This window comes from Actinobacillus porcitonsillarum, assembly GCF_003101015.1.
In the GTDB taxonomy this organism is placed as follows: Bacteria; Pseudomonadota; Gammaproteobacteria; order Enterobacterales; family Pasteurellaceae; genus Haemophilus_A; species Haemophilus_A porcitonsillarum.
In genome coordinates this window covers 1,109,559-1,127,864 of record NZ_CP029206.1, presented here as the reverse complement: position 1 = coordinate 1,127,864, position 18,306 = coordinate 1,109,559, and the positions used below count along the sequence as shown (strand labels likewise).

At 38.8% G+C, this 18,306-nt stretch carries 20 protein-coding genes; 1 reads left to right on the top strand and 19 read right to left on the bottom strand.

Annotation, left to right across the window (positions count from 1 at the left end; all coding sequences use genetic code 11):
• Nucleotides 1-530 precede the first annotated feature (530 nt).
• Entirely contained in the window at nt 531-797 is a 267-nt protein-coding gene (locus tag DDU33_RS10950) for a hypothetical protein (RefSeq protein ID WP_208620298.1), read from the bottom strand.
• A gap of 136 nt (nt 798-933) precedes the next feature.
• Nucleotides 934-1,323 carry a helix-turn-helix domain-containing protein gene (locus DDU33_RS05610; protein WP_108923648.1) on the bottom strand — a complete coding sequence of 130 codons (390 nt, stop codon included), beginning with the start codon at nt 1,321-1,323 and terminating at the stop codon, nt 934-936.
• A 131-nt stretch (nt 1,324-1,454) separates the two neighbouring features.
• On the opposite strand from DDU33_RS05610, the gene DDU33_RS05605 reads away from it, so the two are divergent.
• Nucleotides 1,455-1,769, top strand: a complete 315-nt coding sequence (locus tag DDU33_RS05605) for a hypothetical protein (RefSeq protein ID WP_208620297.1) — start codon at nt 1,455-1,457, stop codon at nt 1,767-1,769.
• Between the two features lie 260 nt (nt 1,770-2,029).
• Here the strand turns inward: DDU33_RS05605 and DDU33_RS05600 are convergent, their stop codons facing one another.
• The 17 genes from DDU33_RS05600 to DDU33_RS05520 form a co-directional block, all read right to left on the bottom strand.
• Entirely contained in the window at nt 2,030-2,782 is a 753-nt protein-coding gene (locus DDU33_RS05600) for a class I SAM-dependent methyltransferase (RefSeq protein ID WP_108923646.1), read from the bottom strand.
• Between the two features lie 59 nt (nt 2,783-2,841).
• Nucleotides 2,842-3,846 carry an anthranilate phosphoribosyltransferase gene (gene trpD, locus DDU33_RS05595; RefSeq protein WP_108923644.1) on the bottom strand — a complete coding sequence of 335 codons (1,005 nt, stop codon included), beginning with the start codon at nt 3,844-3,846 and terminating at the stop codon, nt 2,842-2,844.
• A gap of 35 nt (nt 3,847-3,881) precedes the next feature.
• Nucleotides 3,882-4,466 carry an aminodeoxychorismate/anthranilate synthase component II gene (locus tag DDU33_RS05590; protein WP_005818648.1) on the bottom strand — a complete coding sequence of 195 codons (585 nt, stop codon included), beginning with the start codon at nt 4,464-4,466 and terminating at the stop codon, nt 3,882-3,884.
• Between the two features lie 14 nt (nt 4,467-4,480).
• Complete coding sequence (gene trpE / locus DDU33_RS05585) at nt 4,481-6,025, bottom strand: anthranilate synthase component I (protein WP_108923642.1); 1,545 nt, start codon at nt 6,023-6,025, stop codon at nt 4,481-4,483.
• A gap of 108 nt (nt 6,026-6,133) precedes the next feature.
• Nucleotides 6,134-6,988: a hypothetical protein gene (locus DDU33_RS05580; RefSeq protein WP_108923640.1), complete on the bottom strand. Its 855-nt coding sequence runs from the start codon at nt 6,986-6,988 to the stop codon at nt 6,134-6,136.
• Between the two features lie 121 nt (nt 6,989-7,109).
• The gene (gene gorA, locus DDU33_RS05575) at nt 7,110-8,480 is read right to left on the bottom strand and encodes a glutathione-disulfide reductase (RefSeq protein WP_108923638.1); all 1,371 of its coding nucleotides are present in this window, start codon (nt 8,478-8,480) and stop codon (nt 7,110-7,112) included.
• 88 nt (nt 8,481-8,568) lie between these two features.
• Complete coding sequence (locus DDU33_RS05570) at nt 8,569-9,090, bottom strand: TIGR00645 family protein (protein ID WP_108923637.1); 522 nt, start codon at nt 9,088-9,090, stop codon at nt 8,569-8,571.
• 24 nt (nt 9,091-9,114) lie between these two features.
• Nucleotides 9,115-9,594 (bottom strand): tRNA (uridine(34)/cytosine(34)/5-carboxymethylaminomethyluridine(34)-2'-O)-methyltransferase TrmL, encoded by a 480-nt coding sequence (gene trmL / locus DDU33_RS05565; protein ID WP_108923635.1) that lies wholly within the window; start codon nt 9,592-9,594, stop codon nt 9,115-9,117.
• A 13-nt stretch (nt 9,595-9,607) separates the two neighbouring features.
• Nucleotides 9,608-10,777 (bottom strand): tRNA 2-thiouridine(34) synthase MnmA, encoded by a 1,170-nt coding sequence (mnmA, locus tag DDU33_RS05560; RefSeq protein ID WP_108923633.1) that lies wholly within the window; start codon nt 10,775-10,777, stop codon nt 9,608-9,610.
• A gap of 119 nt (nt 10,778-10,896) precedes the next feature.
• Nucleotides 10,897-11,148 (bottom strand): (Na+)-NQR maturation NqrM, encoded by a 252-nt coding sequence (gene nqrM / locus DDU33_RS05555; protein WP_005818632.1) that lies wholly within the window; start codon nt 11,146-11,148, stop codon nt 10,897-10,899.
• A gap of 13 nt (nt 11,149-11,161) precedes the next feature.
• Nucleotides 11,162-12,208, bottom strand: coding sequence for an FAD:protein FMN transferase (locus DDU33_RS05550; protein WP_108923631.1), 1,047 nt, complete (start codon nt 12,206-12,208; stop codon nt 11,162-11,164).
• Between the two features lie 152 nt (nt 12,209-12,360).
• Nucleotides 12,361-13,590, bottom strand: coding sequence for an NADH:ubiquinone reductase (Na(+)-transporting) subunit F (nqrF, locus tag DDU33_RS05545; protein WP_108923630.1), 1,230 nt, complete (start codon nt 13,588-13,590; stop codon nt 12,361-12,363).
• A gap of 10 nt (nt 13,591-13,600) precedes the next feature.
• Nucleotides 13,601-14,197: an NADH:ubiquinone reductase (Na(+)-transporting) subunit E gene (gene nqrE / locus DDU33_RS05540; RefSeq protein WP_005818628.1), complete on the bottom strand. Its 597-nt coding sequence runs from the start codon at nt 14,195-14,197 to the stop codon at nt 13,601-13,603.
• Between the two features lies 1 nt (nt 14,198).
• Nucleotides 14,199-14,822, bottom strand: coding sequence for an NADH:ubiquinone reductase (Na(+)-transporting) subunit D (locus DDU33_RS05535; RefSeq protein WP_005818626.1), 624 nt, complete (start codon nt 14,820-14,822; stop codon nt 14,199-14,201).
• Nucleotides 14,822-15,592 carry a Na(+)-translocating NADH-quinone reductase subunit C gene (locus DDU33_RS05530; RefSeq protein ID WP_005818624.1) on the bottom strand — a complete coding sequence of 257 codons (771 nt, stop codon included), beginning with the start codon at nt 15,590-15,592 and terminating at the stop codon, nt 14,822-14,824. The genes DDU33_RS05535 and DDU33_RS05530 overlap by 1 nt, the downstream gene beginning before the upstream one ends.
• A complete protein-coding gene (locus DDU33_RS05525) occupies nt 15,592-16,827 on the bottom strand; it encodes an NADH:ubiquinone reductase (Na(+)-transporting) subunit B (protein ID WP_005818623.1) in 1,236 nt (411 codons plus the stop codon). The genes DDU33_RS05530 and DDU33_RS05525 overlap by 1 nt, the downstream gene beginning before the upstream one ends.
• 2 nt (nt 16,828-16,829) lie before the next feature.
• Nucleotides 16,830-18,179 carry a Na(+)-translocating NADH-quinone reductase subunit A gene (locus DDU33_RS05520; protein WP_108923628.1) on the bottom strand — a complete coding sequence of 450 codons (1,350 nt, stop codon included), beginning with the start codon at nt 18,177-18,179 and terminating at the stop codon, nt 16,830-16,832.
• Between the last annotated feature and the right edge of the window lie 127 nt (nt 18,180-18,306).

The window sequence follows — 18,306 nt, the reverse complement described above, 5'->3', positions numbered from 1 at the left end:
CTAATTGACAATAATGTCTCTATTCCATCTTTTTTATCAATTTTGGAAAATAAACACAACCTAAAGTTGTTAAACTCACAAAAATAACAAACCCTATAACTCCTTTTAATTCATACCCCGTAACATAATTAAATATATAGTATATAATTATTCCAATAATAGTGCCGATAACATATCATACACTCTCCTATTTTACTCAGATGAACCGCAATTTTGTATTAGCATAAATCATACGATTATATATTTACAAAAATATATTGAGTAAGGCTATATACAATGCCTGATATTATAATTACATTCTTTTTCATCAATTAACTATCTCCTTTCTTTAAGACCTAATAAACGATAATAATTCTCAACAAAATAAAAATCAAGATTAGATACAGTGATCGGAGCGGTTTGAATTTAAAATGGGTAAGGAATGTAAAATCGCTTGTTATGTAACAGCGATTGGAATGGGAGTGGTTGAATAATTACGCATTGCCCGACAACATAGGCGGTGGCCCAATTTGCGTTCTATCACGGCTAAGCTAACTTAGAATTTGTAGCAATTTGGGCGGATTAAGATAATCGTAGCTTGGAAAAGGCGACCCCAAAGGCACAATATCCATAACTTGAATGGATTTCAGATAACGAAACACCAACGAATTAATTTCGATTTGTTTGTTCAACCTAATTTCACTGTTGGCGTTCGGACGAGAAGATAGGTAAAAAGGTGCAACAAAATAACCGCTCTTTTGCACCGAATAAATTATCCCTTGAGCCTCTAACTCTTGATAAGCGTTTAACACCGTCATCAAACTCCCCCCGAACGTTACACCTGATCTCACAAAGACGGTAATTTCTCGTGTGGTTTCAATTCGCCTGTTTCAATCAAATGTTTAAGGTGTTCGGTGAGTTTGGTGTATTTGTACATTGGGTAAAAGGGAAGTGTTATTTTGTGCCTTTTAGAAGTTCAATTAATTCTTTAAGAGCGGTGATTTCTGCATCTTTTTGTTTAAGCAACTCATCTTTCAATTGAATTTCTAGTTGTTGTTTTTCATTTTGCGCGATAAGTTTTTCATTCATTCCAAAATAATTATTATAATTTGAATGGTTATCGCCAATGGAACAAATAACAAGTTTTTCATTGTCATCTAATAACTGGGCAATATTGATATTAAAGATTTGGGCGATTTGTTTTAATTTTTCTACACTCACATTCGTTTGACCACGTTCAATTTTGGCATAACCTGTTGTGGACATTCCCAATTTTTCAGCCACTTCTTCCTGCGTCCATTGGTTCATTTCTCTCATCATTTTGATTTTTTCATAGGTTTCCATAAACGACCTTTTTAGTTATTTTTTAGTACTGAAAGAGTGATAAATTGCTCTTTCAGTGAGTGGATTGAAAATTAGGCTAAGTATATCATTACGCCAATTTTTTACCAATATTGATACCAAAGGAGTTTGATGTGAAAATCTTGAAGCTAACCACACTTATAGCTATTTGTTCAACTTTGGCTGCTTGTGCACAAATGCATCCTATGCCTGAAAAACCAACTAACAGATGGTTTAAAGAAGGTGTTAGCCTACATGATGCCAACAACAAATTCGCTAAATGCACCTATGATGTTGGTATGAATAAGGTTGAAGTTACGGAAAAAACAACACTTATTATAAGCTGCATGAAAGCAGACGGTTATCGTTATGGCGTTCCCCCACAAGAATTACAAGCTTGGGAAGATGAAGTAAAAAACTTACGAGCTAAAGGATACGTTTTATATTAAACTAAAAGAGAAAACCCGATACTCTATCGGGTTTTCTTTTATTCAAAAGGATTAATCAAGGTTAAGTTGTTCAACGTCCTTTATTATCAGTAAGGCTACTAGATACTCGCTTAAAAAGCTTCGCCTTAACACTTCCGCAAGTGTAGCTAATCCGCAAAAAACTACAAGCCAAAGCAAAATAAATCATTGGGTTAAATTTTTATAGATTTATTATATGAATAAGCGGTTGAGAAACCACTTAACCCACAAGCAAATTTTCCTTATTTCTTGACCGCTTTAATAAAAAGCAATGGTGGGCGGTGTTGCAAATCTTTGAATTCATGATGCCATTCAGGTTGGGCTGCCAACATGGGCTCTTCTACCTGAGTAATTTCAAATCCTGCTTGAATGAGCTGATTAAAAATCGTTGCTATTGTTCGATGATAAGTTTTAAAACCTTGTTGAAACCAGCTCCGATCTCGTTCGCCCTCTTCCCTATAATAATTCAAGCGATATGCAACTTGTTGTTTTTGTTCATTTTTCTCCCAGCGATAGCCTTGGCGATAACAAGTAACGATTGGATGTTCTTGGGAAAAAATAAGCGTACCACAGGCGGTCAATTTTTCCGAAATTTTTGCAAGTAATGCTGAAAAATCTTCTATGTAGTGAAATGCAAACGAACTGGTAATCACATCAAATTCGGCTTCTTCGATCTGCTCTAACGCCTCCATTGGCAAGCAGTGAAAGTCAAAATCTTGCCCTTTTTTCCACTGTAAAGAGAGGTCGTCTGTGGCTTTTTTTAACATCAATTCAGACAAATCCAGCCCTACGACACGCTTTGCACCAAGCTGTAAATAATGCGCTAAATGTACACCCGTACCACAGCCTAAATCTAAGACTTTTTTGCCTTTGAGATCGGGCAACATGGAAAACATTGTTGGCTTTTCCACCACTTCATTCATACTGATAGGATTTTGGCGAAGTTGTTGATAGCGTTCAAAAAAGATAGGAGTGTCGTAGATGCTTTTTTTCACAGATGGCCTCTCGTTAGCAAATAAAATAAAACGCCCGAAGATTATCTCGGGCGTGTATCTTACTGGTATTTTACTAATTTTTGCAAGGTTTCAAATGCTTTACCGCTGGCTAAAACAGCTTTTACTTTTGCCACATTGAGCTTTAAATCGCTTTCGCCAAAGGTTTTCATCAACATTGCAACATTGACGGCAACGGCATCAATGTGCGCCGCTTCGCCTTTTCCTTGTAATAAAGCGGTAATTTTGGCGGCATTTTCCGCAGGTTCTCCGCCTCGTAAACTTTCTAGGCTGTGTCGTTGTACACCAAAATCTTCTGGGGTAAGCGTGTAGTAGCGAATTTGTCCATTTTCAATTTCTGCCACTTGCGTTTCGCCGTGTACCGCCACTTCATCAAGCCCAGCACCATAAACAACAATGGTATGTTCGTGATTTAACGCTTTTACCGTTTGGGCATAAATTTCAAGGACTTCCGGCGAATAAACACCTAATAATTGGCGTTTTGCTCTTGCCGGATTAACCAACGGCCCGAGAATGTTAAACAGCGTGCGTGTTTTCAATGCTTGTCGAACCGGTACGGCATATTTAAATCCGCTGTGATAAAGCGGTGCAAAGAGGAAGCAAACGCCAATTTCATCAAGGGCTTGGCGAGAGATATTTGGCGAAACCATAATGTTAATGCCTAATTCGGATAGCACATCACTTGCCCCCGTTTTACTGGATACGCTACGGCTGCCGTGTTTGGCGATTTTATAGCCCATTGTTGCCGCTACAATGGCGCTTGCCGTTGATATGTTGATGGTGTGATGCCCATCGCCACCCGTTCCTACAATATCGGCAAAAGCATAATCCGGTGTTGGAAACGGCTGTGCATTTTCAAGTGCTGCAGAAACCGCACCTGAAATCTCTTCGATAGTTTCCCCTCTAATTTTTAAGGCGATTAACGCTCCGGCAAGCTGTTCATTAGTTAGCTTGCCTTGCATAATTTCGGTAAAGAAAAATTGTGCTTCTTGTTGTGCAAGCGGTTGTTTATTGAAAAGTTTTTCCAAAAGTTGTTCGGTTTGCATATGTTCTTCCTTATTATTCGATTGAGTGCAAAATATTATTTTTGTTTGATAAGCCATTCAATCGCTTGTTTGAGTAATTTTGTGCCTTCCACCGTCAAAATAGATTCGGGATGAAATTGGAAACCGCAAATCGGCAATGTTTTATGGCGGATTGCCATCACAATATGCCCAAACCACGCATTCACTTCCAATTCTTCGGGGAGTTTATCGCCCATTAACGAGTGGTAGCGAGCCACCGGCATTGGATTGTTGATCCCAGCAAACATCGCTTGATTATCGTGTTCGATTTTAGACACCTTGCCATGCAGAACTGTGCCGGTATGCACTACTTCGCCGCCTAAGGCTTCGATAATCGCTTGGTGTCCTAAGCAAATACCGATCATCGGGACTTTTCCTTTTAACTGCTGAATAATTGCCAATAGATTGCCAGCCTCTGCTGGATTACCCGGCCCGGGAGAGAGTGCTACCAAGCAATCTTCGGTATTCTGTGCTTTGGCTAAAAAATCTTGCAGTGGATAGTCGTTGCGGAAAATCGTAACTTGATGACCTAATTCTCTAAACTGATCGACAAGGTTGTAAGTAAAGGAATCAAAATTATCCACGAAAAGTATATTTGCCATTTTTTCCTCCTTGCCTAACCTTGATTAACTTGTTGAATTGCTTTTAGCACCGCTCTTGCTTTGTGGCGGGTTTCGTCTGCTTCTAATTGCGGATCGGAATCCAGCACCTCACCACAACCGGCTTGAACATACGCCGTTCCGTTTTGCACGAAAGCGGAGCGAATCACGATACAGGTGTCTAAATTGCCTTCAGAAGTAAGGTAGCCCACCGCTCCGCCGTAACTATGCCGTTTTTGTTTTTCAAATTGATAAATCAATTGCATTGCTTTGATTTTTGGCGCACCGGTAAGCGTGCCCATATTCATACAGGCTTGATAAGCGTGCAGTGCGTCTAAATCAGTACGAAGCGTTCCTACTACTCGAGAAACTAAGTGCATAATTTGCGAATAGCGGTCGATTTGCATTAAATCCACCACTTTGCGTGTGCCGGATTGACTTACTCGAGCCACATCATTACGGGCTAAATCCACTAGCATTAAATGCTCTGCCAACTCTTTTTGATCTAAACGAAGTTCTAGCTCTAAGCGAGAATCCAACTCTAAATCAATATTGCCGTTTTCATCAAAGCCACGAGGGCGAGAACCGGCAATAGGGTAAATCTCAAGTTGGCGGTTATGCTCTGCGTATTTCAATGCACTTTCCGGCGAAGCGCCAAACAGCGTAAAGTTTTCGCCTTGCATATAGAACATATAAGGGCTTGGATTATTGATTTTCAGCTGGCGATATGCCGCAAGTGTATTCGGGCAAGGCAAACTAAAACGGCGAGAAGGTACGATTTGGAAGACATCGCCGATGTTGATGTGATGTTTAAGATCGCAAACGATCTGCTTAAATGCCTCATCATCTAAATTCTCTTGGACTTCAGCCTCAACTTTTTCAGACGTGATATCAAAAGGCTCGATATTTGCTAATTTGTCGGTAAATTCGACCGCTTTTTGTTGCAAATGAGCTTGTTCATTCGGATCAAAACAGAAGGTGTGCAAAGTTGCTTGCTCGGTTTGATGATCGATAAAGACCAACTGCTCCGCCAAATAAAAGCTATAATCCGGGCAACTTAAGCCATCATCACTGAGCGAAATACCTTCCATTGGAATAAAATTTGCCACCAAATCATAGCTAAACAGCCCACCTAAATAGATAGGAAATTCAGTCTCTTTAAATAATTGGCTCACAACACGTAGTGCATCAAAAATAGTTGTTGTTTTAAGTTTGCTATCTTCATCTAAATGAAGAGGAATAGACGGGAAATCCGCTTGCAAGCAGTTAGATTCAGAGCAAATTTCGCAAATTGGCGCAGGTGCTAAATTTTCTAATGCTGTTTTAATTTGTGGAATAACTGCTTTGCCATTTGGGGTTAGCGGTTCAAAATAAACTGTTTGCCCCATACAAGAAATATGTAGCGCAGATTGAGCAAAGAGCAGGCTTTTTAGGCTATTTTTGCTTTGAATTTCTGCTGAATCCAGCAATAAGGTATGCGGACGATTGCCGCATAGTGTGTGATAAAGGGAAGTGGTATCCGCAAAATAAGGAATGGAGGTTTGTTGAATTTGCACTGCCATTTTTTATTATCCTTTTGGCTTATGATTTTGTACTATTAAACTAGTACAAAACACTTTTGTCAAGCTCTTCATAAAAAAATAGCACAAATGACTTTGTGCTATTTAAAATTAACGAGAAATTGCTACTTTTTTACTCTGACAACCATTCTCAATGATATCTTGTTCTGACATCAATGCATAACGACATTGCAGTTTGAAATATTTAATCTCTTCTTTGGATAATGGCTTTTGAGCACCTAAACGTAATTCTTCCTCGGAGAAATTACTCACAAGTTTCCCATCTTCGTAGGTACCATCATTTTCAGGTATTTTTTTATTAACCTTCGAAATTTGGTTTTTGAGTGCGGATTTATCTTCTTTAATTGTAGTATCCGTTTTATTTTGTTTAACTACTTGATTATTTTCCTTCGTTGCCACTGTTGTAGCTTCAATTTTGCTTTGTTTATCCACTTTAGTTGTCTGAGGCTGCTTTTTAACCTCTATTGGTGCACTTCTTTTAGCTTGCCCTTTTTTATTTTCTTCTGCCTTAGCTAAAGATGTCTCAATTCTTGGATTTTTTGTTCCTTTAGGCAGAGCTTCTATTTTATCTTGTTTAGATATGCTTTTAATCGTACTACGAGACTCTTCACTTGTTAAAACAGAATGATCTTTTTCGGTTTTAGTTTCTTCCATTTTATTAGAGACTATTTTTGTTTTTTCTGGTAAAACCATTTCAATATTAGATTTGCTTTCCGGAGTTACTTTAGCCTCATTTGGGACTAATGAATGATTTCCAACCTTATTGTTTTCAATACTCTGACTACTTTTTTCAGTTGTAATCATTTTTTCTTCTGCTTTTTCTACCTCATTATCAGCTCTATTTGTATTGATTTCTTGTTCACTTAATCGAGATTCAATTGAGCGATCACAAGATGAAATAAAGAAAATGAAACTTAAGCCACAAAAAGCCAAGATTTTATTCATAAATTTATGTCCTATAAGATAATCCGAGTACAAAATTGCCAAAACACTATCTGCAAAATTTTAAATAGAAAACGTAGTAAACCCTATATAGTTTATATAGGGTTTCTCTTCTGTATAAAAATTATCGCATTGTAACAAATTCTTCTGAACCTGTCGGGTGAATTGCAACAGTATTATCAAAATCTGCTTTGGTTGCCCCCATTTTGATGGCAACAGCAAAACCTTGAATCATCTCGTCCACGCCAAAACCAATGCCGTGTAAACCGACAATTTTTTCATCTTTACCTGCGCATACTAATTTCATACGGCAAGGCTGGCGATGTTGGGTTACAGCACTATACATTGGTGTGAAAGACGATTTGTAAACCTTCACATTTTCTGCCCCATATTGTGCAATGGCTTGTGGCTCGGTTAAACCAACTGTGCCGATAGGTGGGTGGCTGAATACAACCGTTGGAACAAGGTTATAATCTAAATGTTCATTAGGCTTATTATTGAATAAGCGTTCTGACAAACGGCGGCCTGCTGCAACTGCAACCGGTGTCAATTCAATTCCACCTTCAATAATATCGCCTACCGCATAAATGCCTTCAACATTGGTATTTTGGAATTTATCAACCTTAATAAAGCCACGTTCATTTGTTGCAACGCCCGTTACCTCTAAATTGATCACATCCGTTGCCGGCTCACGACCAATTGCCCAAATTAGCATTTCAGTGTGAGTTTCACGACCATCTTCTAATTTTAAAGTTAAAGATCCATCGCTGTTTTTAATCACTTCTTGCGGAATCGCTTGCGTATGTAATTGAATACCGTCTTGCTCAAATACTTCTAATAGCGTATCTACAATCAGCGGATCTTGGCTACGTAATGGCGCATGTTGGCGAACAAATAAGTGCGTTTCTACGCCAAAGCTTCTTAATACCCCGGCCAATTCCACTGCAATATAACCTGCTCCCACAATCGCAACACTTTTTGGTAGCGAAGTTAAAGCAAACACGCCATTAGAATCAATCCCATATTCTGCCCCTTTTACGTTTGGAATACTTGGGCGACCACCTGTTGCGATCAAAATATGATCTGCAGTAACTAATTCTGATGAACCATCGGCATAACTGACTTCAATCGTTTTCGCATCTTTAAATTTGGCGAAACCATTTAGCACATCTACATTATTTTTTGCCAACACATTATTATAAGAGATGTGAATTCGACTAATGTAGGCTTCACGGCTTTCGACTAATTTAGCATAATCAAACTGATTGACGCTCACATCAAAACCATAATCAGGTGCATAGTGGTTAATCGCTTCTGCCACTTGTGCGCCATAAAACATCACTTTTTTAGGCACACAGCCCACATTTACACAAGTGCCACCTAAATGTTTTGCTTCAATAATGGCACATTTTTTTCCATAGCTCGCCGCTCGGTTAATAGAAGCAATACCACCTGAACCACCGCCAATCGCAATATAGTCGTAATGTTTAGTCATCATCTGTTCCTTAATTCTTAAAAGTTAAAATACAAGCGGGCTAATTCTAATCACTTTTTACAAAAGATGTTAAATTGTTGCAATAGGTCTAATGTTTATGCGCACTATTCAGTACACGATCAATATGCGCCATCGCAATCGCTGAAATAATAAAAGCGATATGAATAATCACTTCCCACATAATTGTTTTATCCGCAAGCTTATGAGCGTTAATAAATGTTTGTAATAAATGGATAGATGAAATACTGATAATTGCCATTGAAAGTTTTACTTTCAAAATAGTCGAATTCACGTGATCTAGCCATTCTGGTTGATCTGGATGCTCATCAACATTAAGTTTTGAAACAAAGGTTTCATATCCACCAACAATTACCATAACCAACAGGTTTGCAATCATGACAACATCGATTAAATTCAACACTGCCAACATAATGGTGTCTGAATCCATCTCATTCAGATTCATGATAAGGCTATAAAGCGATTTCGTAAATTTATAGGCATAAATACCTTGCACAATAATCAAGCCTAAATAAATTGGCAGTTGTAACCAACGGCTGGCAAAAATAATATTACCTAAAATGCTCTGTCTCGTTTGTAATTCTCTACTCATAAATATTTTACCTAAAAAATTTAATTAAATAGGTTGTCTCGGTACTGCATTAGCATAGCCAAATTGTCGCCACGCTTCATAGACGACAACAGCGACCGAATTAGATAAATTCATACTACGACTATCTTTACACATTGGGATACGGATTTTTTGCGACATCGGTAACGTATCTAAAATCGCTTTTGGAATCCCACGGCTTTCAGGTCCAAACATCAAAAAATCGCCCAATTCATAATGTACATCACTATGATTAGGCTCGCCTTTGGTAGTAAGCGCAAATAAACGTTTAGGCTTAGCTCGATCTAAAAAATCATCAAAATTTTTATATTTCTGAATATCGACAAACTCGTGATAATCCAAACCGGAGCGTTTCAATTTTTTATCGTCCCACGTAAAGCCTAAAGGCTCAATCATATGTAAGCGAAAGCCACAGTTAGCACAAAGACGAATAATATTCCCACTATTTTGTGGAATTTCAGGTTCATATAACACAATATCTAACATTTTAAGCAACCACTTACTTCAATTGTTCTTCAATGATTCCGCCACCTAAGCAAACCTCGCCTAAATAAAATACGGCGGATTGCCCTGGGGTTACCGCGATTTGTGGTTCGTCAAACATCACACGAATCGTATTATCATCAATCGGGTGGATTTCGCACGGAATATCCTCTTGGCGATAACGCGTTTTTACCGTACAGCGTAAGTTTTCACGAATTGGCTGCAAATCAACCCAATTTAACTGGCTGGCAATCAATCCGGTTGAAAGTAAAGCTGAGTTATCATGTCCCTGAGCAACCACTAACACATTATTGATGAGGTCTTTTTCTACCACATAAAATGGCTCTTCACTTAACCCTTTCACACCACCAATGCCAAGCCCTTTACGTTGCCCTAGTGTGTGATACATTAACCCATCGTGGCGACCAACGACTTTGCCATCTACCGTTCTGATCTCACCCGGTTGCGCTGGCAGAAAACGAGCTAAGAAATCTTTAAATTTACGCTCTCCAATAAAGCAAATGCCGGTTGAATCTTTCTTCTTCGCTGTGGCAAGCTCGAGATCTTCTGCGATTTTACGCACAATTGGCTTCTCAATTTCGCCAACGGGGAAAAGGCTTTGCCCCACTTGCTTTTTACTTAATGCGTAAAGGAAGTAACTCTGATCTTTGTTCGTATCTAAACCACGTAAAAGTTGCGCATTCTCATCATCGCCCGAACGGCGGACATAATGCCCGGTTGCAATATAATCTGCACCAAGATCTTCTGCTGCATATTCTAAAAATGCTTTAAATTTAATTTCTTTATTACACAAAATATCCGGATTTGGAGTACGCCCTGCTTTATATTCACTTAAAAAGTGTTCAAAAACATTATCCCAATACTCTGCGGCAAAATTAATTTTATGTAGCTTCATACCGAGTTTATCCGCAACGGCTTGGGCATCTGCTAAATCAGCCGCCGCAGTACAATAATCAGTATCATCATCTTCTTCCCAGTTTTTCATAAATAAGCCTTCAACTTGGTAGCCTTGCTGTTGAAGAATAAAAGCCGAAACCGAGGAGTCCACCCCGCCGGACATACCGATAATAACTTTTTTCTTGGCATTTTCAGCACGCTGTTCTTCCGTTAAAGGCGGAAAATGTGAATCATAAGTAGATGATTGTAATAGATTAGAATTTGACATAGTTCTCCCGTTTACTTCGTTAAAGGCGAAGCACGTTATGATTAAAAAAGGATATGGATATACCGCAAGCGGTTATTTTTGCAAAAATTTTTACAAATTTAACCGCTTGATATATCACATTATTTTACTTCGTAGAATTGTGGCTCGGCTTTCTTTTCAAAACGAGCAACTTCGTTAGGATCTGCTGTACCATCTGCGATTTTTGATTTCAGATTATCGCAAGGTTCTTCGCAATCGCACATTTTTTTCATACCTAATGCAGTGATCCCACCGCAACTGCCTTTGATTGTTTTACCTTTAATGATAAAGCCAATCGACATGGCAAAAATTACCGCAATAAAAAAGCCAAAAGTTAATAATATCGTTTCCATATTTACTCCACGATTAGTTAATGAGTTTCTTAAATTCGCTCGACATTTGTGTCTCAAATGTCTCCCCGTTTTTAATAATTAAGAAAACAGGTAATTTTTCACGCTCTGCGACTTCAAGCGCTTTTTCTGCCCCTAGAACAAAAAGCCCTGTGGATAAGCCATCAGCGGTCATTGTTGTTGGTGCAAGAACCGTGATTGAGGCTAAATTGTGGCGAACAGGCTCTAATGCTTTCGGATCAATAATATGTGATAAGCGATTGCCTTGTTCATCTTCAAAATAATTACGATAATTTCCTGAAGTTGCCATACCTAAATTGTGTAATGGCACGGTAATTTGAGCCGCTTGACCTTGTGCAAAGGTTGGTTGCTCTATCGCAATTTTCCACGCTTGACCTTGTAAATTATTGCCTTTACCACGTAATTCGCCGCCGATTTCAACAAGATAGTTTGCTAAACCAAGTTTTTCAAGATGTTCAGCAAGTTTATCTACGCCAAACCCTTTTGCAATTGCAGAAAGATCAAGATAAAGCTCTGGCACTTTTTTAGTTAGTAAACCTTTACCATTTTTGCGATCGTTATCACCAAACGCCACAGAAATTTTTTCAATCCCGACTCGTGCTGCTCGTTCTGCAATTTGCTCGGCACTTGGTACTTTATTTAAACGTTTATCCGGACCAAACCCCCATAAATTCACTAATGGACCTACGGTAACATCTAAGGCTCCTTCGGTAACTTTATTTAATCGAATTGCCTCTTCAACCACTTTAGCGAAATCCGTAGAGACGCTAAAAGGGACATTTACCTCACGAGATTGGTTAAATTGCGTAATTTGAGAGTCCTTTTGGTAAGTGGACATCTCATCATTTACCGTTTTAAGAAGCTGATCAAGCTGTTCTTGAACCTCTTCGGCTTTAGGTAAATTTTTCACACTACCATCATCAATATACTTAATGTGGTAAGTTGTTCCCATTGTTTTACCTTCAAAGGCAATTTGTTTTGGTTCTGGTTTACACGCTGTTAAAGCAAAAAGTGTGGTTAAAATTAAAAGGAGTTTTTTCATTTATTTACTCACCAAAATCTTAGATAAAAACTTGGGCGATTATAGCATAAGTCTGATAGTTAGGGGATTGAGAAAGGTAAAGTAAAAGCGGTCAAATTTGCAAAACATTTTACAAATTTAACCGCTTATCTCTCAATTATTAAGATCGTTTATTAACCACCGAAGTCATCTAATAAGATGTTTTCATCTTCTACACCAAGATCTTTTAACATCTTGATCACAGAAGAGTTCATGATCGGAGGTCCGCACATGTAGTATTCACAGTCTTCCGGTGCTTCGTGGTTTTTCAGGTAGTTTTCATAAAGAACATTATGAATAAAGCCACGGAAGTAGTCTTCTCTATCACCAGGAAGTGGATCTGAAAGTGCCACATGCCATGTAAAGTTTGGATTTTCTGCCTGTAATTGGTCGAAATCTTCAACGTAGAACATTTCACGCTCAGAACGTGCACCATACCAGAATGACATTTTACGTTTAGAGTGTAAACGTTTTAATTGGTCAAAGATATGTGAACGCATTGGTGCCATACCAGCACCACCACCGATAAATACCATTTCTGCATCGGTTTCTTTGGCGAAGAATTCACCAAACGGACCAGAAATCGTTACTTTATCACCCGGTTTTAATGACCAAATGTATGAAGACATTTGACCTGGAGGTGCATCCGGATTGCTTGGTGGAGGCGTTGCAATACGCACGTTAAGCATAATGATGCCTTTCTCTTCCGGATATGAAGCCATTGAATAAGCACGGATAATTGGCTCGTCCACTTTAGAAACATAGCGCCATAAGTTATATTTATCCCAGTCTTCATGATATTCTTTAGGAATATCAAAGTCTTTATAATTAACTGTATGCGGATCTGCTTCAATTTGGATATAACCACCGGCACGAAATGGTACTTCTTCGCCTTCTGGAATTGCTAATTTAAGCTCTTTAATGAAAGTCGCTTTGTTATCGTTAGAAATAACGGTACATTGCCATTTTTTCACGCCAAAGATCTCTTCTGGAAGTTCTACATCCATATTGCTCTTCACGTTTACTTGGCAAGCAAGACGATAACCTTCTTTGGCTTCACGCTTAGTAATGTGTGAAAGCTCAGTTGGTAAAATCTCACCACCACCGCTTTTCACTTTTACGATACATTGACCACAAGAGCCACCACCACCACAAGCTGATGAAACGAAAATGCCTTTGCTCGCTAATGCGCCAAGTAATTTACCACCAGCCGGTAAGGTAATCGCTTTTGATGGATCTTCATTGATAGAGATCGTAATGTCGCCTGAATCAACTAATTTCGATTTAGCGAAAAGGATAATAACCGCAAGCACTAATACAAGAGCAGTAAATGCGATAATACCGAAAATAAAATTACTATCCACAATCTACTCCTTATAGTTGAATACCTGAGAATGACATAAAGCCTAACGCCATTAAGCCAACGGTAATAAAGGTAATGCCTAGACCACGTAAACCTGCAGGCACATCAGAATATTTCATTTTTTCTGTTAAACCGGCAAGTGCTACGATTGCTAACATCCAGCCTGTACCTGCACCGATACCGTAAACAACTGATTGTCCTAACGTATATTCACGTTGAACCATGAATGATACCGCACCAAAAATTGCACAGTTTACTGTAATCAATGGTAAGAAAATACCTAATGCGCTATAAAGTGCAGGGAAGAATTTATCCAACACCATTTCAAGAATCTGAACTAATGCAGCAATTACCCCAATGAAGGTAATAAAGTTTAAGAAACTTAAATCTACACCTTCAACAAGCGCACCATCTTTTAGGACGTTTTCATAAACAATTTGGTTTGCAGGAACAGCAATACCTAATACTACAATTACCGCAATACCTAAACCAAATGCTGTTGATACTTTCTTAGACACCGCAAGGAATGTACACATACCAAGGAAGAAAGAAAGCGCCATATTCTCAATGAATACTGATTTCACAAAAATACTAAGTAATTCTTGCATCTTATTTCTCCACTTGTTCTGGTTTCCACGTTCTTAAGCCCCAGATTAAGAAGCCAATAATAAAGAACGCACTTGGTGCTAATAAGAATAAGCCGTTAGCTTGATACCAACCACCATCTTGAACCGTTTGGAAAATAGTTACCCCAAAGAGTTTTCCTGAACCAATTAATTCACGAAGGAATGCCACGATTACAAGAATAACACCGTAACCTAAACCGTTACCGATACCATCTACAAAGCTTTCTAATGGTGCAGATTTCATTGCAAATGCTTCAGCACGTCCCATTACGATACAGTTTGTGATAATCAAACCCACGAATACGGATAACTGTTTAGAAAGATCATAAGCATAAGCTCGTAAAATTTGATCCACCAAAATTACTAACGATGCAATAATCGCCATTTGCACAATGATACGAATACTATTTGGGATATAGTTACGAATCATTGAAATAAACATACTTGAGAAAGCTGTTACTAAACTTACTGCAATCGCCATTACTACTGCTGTTTGTAACTGAGTGGTTACCGCAAGTGCAGAACAGATACCTAAGATTTGTAATGCAATCGGGTTGTTATCCGCTACCGGCGATAACAATAATTTTTTAAGATTGTTACTAGCCATTAGTTAGCTCCTGCTGCTTTAAATTTTGCTAAGAATGGACCAAAACCTTGTGGACCAAACCAATATTTAAATGAACCATCAACGCCATTTGAAGTTAAAGTTGCACCGGAAAGACCATCTACACCATGATCTTTATTTGCTGAAGCTCCTTTAGCAACAGTTAAAGCGACATTGCCTTGCTCATCAAATAATTTCTTACCTACAAAGTATTTTTGCCAGTTTGGATTTGCAATCTCGCCACCAAGACCTGCTGTTTCACCTTGTTCATAGTAAGTAATACCATTGATTGTGTTGGCGTCAGGTTGTACTGCAACAAAACCATACATGATAGACCACAAACCATTACCATACATTGGTAACACGGCTTGAGTTACTTTACCGCTTTCATCTTTTACAAGATAAATTTCAGCATATTTTGCGCGAGTTTTAATGCCAGCTTTATCATCAGCCTGTGCGATTTTCACGTTTTGAGCAGGATCTTTTGCTGCCGCTTTTGCATCAAAATTGGTAATACCTTCAGCATAATCGCCTGTTGCTAAATCCACGATTTTAGGTTCGATGAATTTTGCATAGGTTTCTTGAACATTGGTATTTTTTTGCATTAAACCAGCCGCTTGTAAAATATTTTTTTGTTTATCAAGCTGTTTTTGGATCTCTTGAGCAGGTTTTAACATTACAGCTGCACCTGCTACGATAAGAGAACAGACTAAGCTCAACAACACAACGACGGTTAAAGTACCGCCTACGCTATCTTTATTAAATTTAGCCATTATGCAGTTCTCGCTTTTCTACGTTTAATGTTACCTTGAACCACTAAGTAGTCGAAGATCGGAGCAAATAGGTTAGCAAATAAAATCGCTAACATCATACCTTCTGGGTATGCAGGGTTTGCAACACGGATTAACACAGCCATTACGCCGATTAAAATACCGTACCACCATTTACCTTTATTGGTAAATGCCGCAGATACTGGATCCGTTGCCATAAAGAACATACCGATTGCAAAACCACCTAATACTAAGTGCCAATGCCAAGGCATAGAGAATAATGGGTTAGTATCTGAACCGATGAGGTTAAATAAAGTTGCCATGCCAGCCATACCAACCATTACACCTGCAATGATTCGCCATGAAGCAATACGGGCAAACACAATAATTGCTGCACCAATTGCTAATGCGATTGTTGAAACTTCGCCCATAGAACCTGGGATATTACCTAAGAAAGCATCCATCCAAGTAATTGGTTCGCCTGTTGCAACATGTTTAAGTGCTGCTTGGCCACCCACTGCCCATTGAGAAAGTGCGGTTGCACCAGAGAAGCCGTCTGCTGCAGTCCAAACTAAATCACCTGAAATTTGCCCTGGATATGCAAAGAATAAGAACGCACGACCTGCTAAAGCCGGGTTCATAAAGTTTTTACCTACGCCACCAAATACTTCTTTCGCAACCACTAAACCAAACGTAATACCTAAAGCGGCTTGCCATAAAGGTAATGTTGGCGGAACAATTAACGCAAAAAGAATGGTTGTTACGAATAAACCTTCGTTTACTTCGTGACCACGCACAACCGCAAAAATAATCTCAATCAATGAACCTAACGCAAATACGGTTAAGTAGATTGGTAAGAAGAATACTGCGCCTAGCGCCATTTTGCTGCCAATACCGGCTGTTGCAGAAACATCTAAGCCTAACATTTGAACTAACACATAGTGCCAGTCTTTTGCTGCTAATGCTTCAACGGTGGTATTCATGCTTAAAATTGCATTGATTGATTGATGACCAACGTTATACATACCGTAAAATACGGCAGGAAGTAACGCTAACCAAACAATAATCATCATACGTTTTGAATCCAATGCATCACGTACATGGGTTGTATTACGTGTAACAGAACCTGGCGTGTACATTAGTGTGTACATTGCTTCAAATAATGGATAGAGCTTTGCATATTTACCGCCAGGTAAAAATGCAGGTTCCATTTTTTCAAAAAGATTTTTTAAACCCATTATTAACCTTCCTTCTCGATCTTATCTAACGCTTGGCGTAAGAGTGGAGCATAATCGGTTTTACCCGGACAAACGAAAGTACATAATGCTAAATCTTCTTCATCTAGCTCTAAGCAACCTAACGCTTGCGCTGAATCTGTATCCCCCGCTTCTAAATCACGAAGTAATAATGTCGGGATAATATCTAATGGCATAACACGCTCATAGTTACCAATTGGAACCATTGCACGATGGCCACCATTTTCAGCCGTTGTAAAGTTAAATAATTTACGTCCGAAATGACCTAACACAGTACGTGTAATCGAGAATTTATTAGCTTGTGGAGAAATCCATCCCATAAACTCTTTTTCACGACCTTCAGCAATGACAGAAACTTGTAATGCATAACGACCAAGATAATCGACCGGACCAAACGCTTTCGCACCACAAAGAACTGAACCGGAAATCACACGATTTTCGCCTACTTCTAATTCATTTGCCGTTAATTGTGAAAGATTTGCGCCTAAACGAGTACGCACTAAACGAGGATTCTTCACTTGTGGACCAGCTAAAGCAATCACACGATCAGTAAATAATTCGCCAGTAGTAAATAACTTACCAATTGCAATAACATCTTGGTAATTTAAGTGCCATACCTGTTTGGTTGCACCAACCGGATCAATAAAGTGAATATGTGTACCTACTAAGCCAGCAGGATGAGGACCATTAAATGATTGAATGGTTACACCTTCGATCGCTGGGCTTGAAGGAATGTTACTATCCGCATCTTTACATAAATAAACGGGTTTTTGCCCTTCAAATAGGCGAGTTAATACCGTTAAACCATATTTGAAATCGGCTTCAAATTCTTTTAAAACCACTTCCGGCTCCGCTGCCAATGGATTCGTATCCATTGCATTTACGAAAATAGAAGATGGGTTCGCATCTAATGCAGGTACTTTACTGAATGGGCGAGTACGGAACGCAGTCCATAAACCTGATTCCACTAAATTTTGTTTTACTTGCTCAGCGGTTAAGGCTTTTAATTGCGCCACATCATAGCGAGTAAAGGTAATTTGCTCATCACCCTCAACTTTGATCACCACAGACTGAAGAACACGTTTCTCACCACGGTTGATCGCAACCACAGTACCACTTGCAGGTGCTGTAAATAAAACGCCTGGATTCTTTTTATCTTCAAAAAGAACCTGACCTTTTTTGACAACATCGCCTTCACGGACTTTCATTGAAGGACGCATACCTACATATTCTTCGCCAAGGATCGCAACTTCATTAACGGTATTGCCGTTATGGATTACTTGTGCCGGCTTACCTGCAATCGGTAAATCCAAGCCTTTTTTGATTGTAATCATATTATTTGCACTACTTTTTCTTGGGTTAAAAATACGATTGCGAAAACTCGCAACCCCTTCTCTTGAGCTGTAACTTCAATGTAGAAATAAACGAATTCCCCCACTTATTCCTAAAGTTACCAAATTT